At 73.0% G+C, this 4,142-nt stretch carries 3 protein-coding genes and 2 pseudogenes; 3 read left to right on the top strand and 2 right to left on the bottom strand.

From position 1 onward, the window contains the following. Both ACWDBB_RS35990 and ACWDBB_RS35995 read right to left on the bottom strand, forming a co-directional pair. Window positions 1-96: pseudogene (locus tag ACWDBB_RS35990) on the bottom strand (electron transfer flavoprotein subunit beta); the annotation flags it as partial. 292 nt (window positions 97-388) lie between these two features. Then, a complete protein-coding gene (locus tag ACWDBB_RS35995) occupies window positions 389-715 on the bottom strand; it encodes a TlpA family protein disulfide reductase (RefSeq protein WP_392884596.1) in 327 nt (108 codons plus the stop codon). 299 nt (window positions 716-1,014) lie between these two features. Between ACWDBB_RS35995 and ACWDBB_RS36000 the strand changes: the two genes are divergently transcribed. The 3 genes and pseudogenes from ACWDBB_RS36000 to ACWDBB_RS36010 all read left to right on the top strand — a co-directional run bounded on the left by ACWDBB_RS36000 (window position 1,015) and on the right by ACWDBB_RS36010 (window position 4,039). Further along, window positions 1,015-1,440, top strand: coding sequence for a DUF4395 domain-containing protein (locus ACWDBB_RS36000; protein WP_449793619.1), 426 nt, complete (start codon window positions 1,015-1,017; stop codon window positions 1,438-1,440). A 224-nt stretch (window positions 1,441-1,664) separates the two neighbouring features. After that, window positions 1,665-2,434 (top strand): annotated as a pseudogene (locus ACWDBB_RS36005) (lysophospholipid acyltransferase family protein). Window positions 2,435-2,638: 204 nt separating this feature from the next. Then, entirely contained in the window at window positions 2,639-4,039 is a 1,401-nt protein-coding gene (locus ACWDBB_RS36010; RefSeq protein ID WP_449793620.1) for a TolB family protein, read from the top strand. Window positions 4,040-4,142 lie beyond the last annotated feature (103 nt).

Raw genomic sequence — 4,142 nt, forward strand, 5'->3', positions numbered from 1 at the left:
CACACCCTCCCGGTCCGTGGTGTGGTCGTCCGCGAAACGACGGTCACCCGTCGCGTCCGGCACGTACTTCACACAGACAACGATCCTCAAGCTCACGGCCTTGTCTCCTGTACTGGTCTCGTCCGGCGGCTGCGGCGGTGCGAGCGGGCGCGAACACGGCACGCACCCGCCCCGGGCAGCGGATTCCCGTGCCGGTCCGGAACTTGCTGGCAGCATACTCGCCGGTAGCGCAGTGGTCACTACTGGCCAGTAGCTTATGCCGTGCGGCCACTCCGCCGCCTGCGCCCATCCTGCCCCAGCCCGGGGCCCGCTCCACCCGACGGGGCGAAACAAGTGCGGCCGGATCGCTCACACCGGGCTCGCGCCGCACTCTCACACCACCCGACGCTCACACCACCCGGCCGAGCGCCGCGATCACGTCCACCCGGCGCGGCTGCCCCGCCGCCCGCCGCACCACCCGGCCCTCCCCGTCCAGCACCAGGACGGTCGGCGTCCGCCGGACCTCCAGCCGCCGGACCAGCTCCAACCGCTCCTCGGCATCCACCTCGACGTGCTCGACCCCGTCGACCATCCCGGCCACCTCGGAGAGCACCCGCCGGGTGGCCCGACAGGGCTGGCAGAAGGCCGTCGAGAACTGCACCAGCGTCGCCCGTACGCCGAGCGGCCCGCCCAGCTCGGCCTCCGACAGCCGTACCGCCCCGTCCTCGCTGCTCACCCTCGGCCTCCCGTCGCTCCCGGCCCGCGGCGGCCGGGCCCGGCCGCCGTCGAGGCACGACAACGCACGCCGTCGGCCGGGTCATCCCCCCAGTCTGCGCCAGCGCCCGCGGCGCCCGAAACGCGGTCGACCGCCGGGGCCGGTCCACGTACGATCGGCCGATGGACTCCGACCGTCGCCCAACGCCGCCGCCGGCCTGCCGTCGCGTCGCCACCCGGGCCCGGGCCGCCGCCCGGCGACCACGCTGACGCCCCGCGCTGCCGCTCGCCGCCGCCCGTCGCGACCTCCAGGAGCCCCCGTTGCAGACCGACCCCCGCGGCCCCCGCTTAGCCGCAGCACTCAGCGCGTTCGTCCTGACCGTCGTCCTCTGCACCGGCAGCTGCCCCCTCCTGGCCGCCCAGACACTCGTCTTCGCCCTCGGCGCGTTCGGCGGCCTGCGCCTGGCCCCCTACGTCCGGCTGTTCCAGGTGCTGGTGCTCCCCCGACTCGCACCGCCCTCCGAGACCGAGGACGACCGGACGCTCCGCTTCGACCAGGGCGTCCTCATGGTGTTCGCCACGGTCGGCGCCCTCGGCTACTGCACCGAGGTGACCTGGCTCGGCGTGCTGGCCGGCGCGGCCGCCCTCACCGCCGCCCTCGGCAACGCCGCGTTCGGCTACTGCGTCGGCTGCGAGCTCTATCCCCTCGTCCGGCGCGCCCAGGGGCGCCTCACCGCCGGCACCTGACGCGGGTGGGCGAAAAGTTCCCGTGGCAATTGATCACGGAGATCACACCGCCGAATATTCGCTCGACCGCACGCCTCAGGTGACAGCAGGCACTCGTTCGGGGGATCATCTCCGTGAATCACCCGTGACCCGCCGCGGAGTGCCGTACTCCGGTCGGCACCACCCGCACAACGGAGCGGGTACCCGCCGAACCGGGCTCCGGCCCGTGGAAGTCAGGACTGACCGTGGCAGAGTTCGTGTACCCGCCGGTGATCGGCGCCGCACTCACCGCCTTCCGCGCGCTCGACGTGCGGATCAAGATCGTGGGCGCCGAACACATCCCCGCCAGGGGGGAGCGGTACTGGTCAGCAACCACATCAGCTACCTGGACTTCCTCTTCGCAGGCCTCGGCGCGTACCGCGGCGGAAAGCGCAAGACCCGCTTCATGGCCAAGGACGACGTCTTCAAGCACCGGATCTCCGGCCCGCTGATGCGCGGCATGAAGCACATCCCGGTGGACCGCACCGACGGCCAGCCCGCGTACGAGGCCGCCGTGCGCGCCCTCAAGGCCGGCGAGGTGGTCGGGGTGTTCCCCGAGGCGACCATCAGCCGCTCCTTCATGCTGAAGAAGTTCAAGACCGGCGCCGCCCGGATGGCCGCCGACTCCGGCACCCCGCTGCTGCCCGTCGTGCTCTGGGGCACCCAGCAGCTCTGGACCAAGGGCCGCCCGAAGACCCTCACCAAGCGGCACGTCCCGGTCACCATCATGATCGGCGAACCGATCCACCTCGGGCCCGACGACAAGCCCGTCATGGTCACCCGGCGGCTGCGCGCCGCCATGAGCGAGATGCTCGACCAGGCCCAGCGCGAGTACCCTGGCAAGCCCTCCGGCCCGGACGACCGCTGGTGGCTGCCCGCCCAGCTCGGCGGCACCGCGCCCACCCTGGAGGTCGCCGAGGCCGAGGACGAGGCGGAGGCCCTCGCCAAGGCCGAGCGCCGCGCCGCCCGGGGCTGACCGCCAGGGGCTGACCACCAAGGGTCAAGCCTCGCCCTCCCGCCACCCTTCTACTCCGTGTGGCCGAGCGGCAGCGGTCCGTCGCGTGTCGCCCGGTCGCCGGTGCCCCCCGTCTGACACAGTGACAGCTCCTTTCAGGGGCCTTCGTCCTGAATCCGCGGCGGGGGCCACACGTCGGAGCGGTCGAGAGGCTCGGAGGCGGAGATGGCACGGATCACCACCGGCACACGGCAGTCACCCACGGGCAGGGCCCGCACCCGCGCAAGCGCCGGTGCGGGCCTTCTGCTTCTGGGCACCCTGCTCACCGGCTGCGGCGCCGAACCCGGCGACATCCCGCTCTCGGAGCTCCGGCCGGAGACCCCCGCCGCCACCGAGCCGACACCCGCCGCGACCCCCGGCGTGGTCGGCGCGGCCGTCGGAGTCCCCACGGCCCCCGCGCACAACGGGCTGATCGCCAGTCGCGCGTACACCGACTCCTCCCGCACCAGCAGCGCGATCATCACCCTCTCCCCCGACGGCACCGGCCAGCACCAGGTCACCCAGCCGCCCGCCCGCGCCATCGACGACCACCCGGACTGGGCACCCGACGGCACCACCATCGCCTTCGACCGCACCGACCCGCACACCGGCACCGCCCGGCTCTGGACCGTCCCCACCGCCGGCGGCCCCGAGCACCAGATCAGCCAGCTCTGCGACGGCGCCACCGCCGACTGCACCAACGAGGACGAACGCGCCCCCGCCTTCTCCCCGGACGGCAAGCAGGTCGCCTTCAGCCGCTCCTGGGGCGCCCTCGACACGTCCGGCAGCCATCAGGTCCAGTACTCGGACCTCTACCTGATGAGCCCCGAAGGCACCGACGTCCAGCGGCTCACCTTCCTCACCAACGACAAGCCCTACTCCGGCACGGTCAGCAACCCCAGCTGGTCCCCCGACGGCAAGCAGCTCACCTTCGAGTACCGCACCAGCGCCACCGGGCAGCCCGCCAACAGCCGCGCCATCTACGTCGTCAGCGCGGACGGCACCGGGCTGCGCCAGCTCACCCCCTGGGAACTGCGCGCCGGCGAGCGCGCGGACTGGTCCCCCGACGGCACCCGGATCCTCTTCACCACCTACCCGGCCGGCCCCGACAACGCCCCCGGCGGCGCCATCTACACCATCCACCCCGACGGCAGCGCCGTCGGTGCCCTCACCCCCGCGACCTCCAACGCCTTCTTCGGTCCGGCCGCCTACGCTCCCGACGGCAAGTCCATCGTCTTCACCCAGGCCCCCTCGGGCGCCGGTACCGACCTCTACAGCATGCAGGCCGACGGTACGGGCGTCACCCGCCTCACCAACAGCGCGGACAGGTGGCTGAGCCGGCCCGCCTGGGGAACAGCGGACGTCCCGGCTGCTCCCACCGATCAGGTTCAGGCCCCTCAGGCGACCCAGGCGTCGCAGGCCCCCCAGGCAACCCAGGCAACCCAGGCTCCGAGGACGCCACGGCCCGATGCCCGGCAGTCTGCCCAGGCCCAGGGGCAGGCGTCCGCCGACAAGCCGCGGTCCGGGACGGAATCCGGCTCCAGGTCCGGCTCCGGGCCCGCCGCCGGGGCCGGGGCCGACGAATAGATCTCCGGTTCCGGGAAATGCGAAAAGCCCCTGATCCGAATGGATCAGGGGCTTTTCAGAAGAATTGTTCGGCGGCGTCCTACTCTCCCACAGGGTCCCCCCT

This window comes from Kitasatospora sp. NPDC001095, from assembly GCF_053598615.1.

Bases quoted from the DNA above. Each gene is read 5' to 3' on its own strand.
- ACWDBB_RS36010 (WP_449793620.1), top strand. From the start codon at position 2,639: ATGGCACGGATCACCACCGGCACACGGCAGTCACCCACGGGCAGGGCC.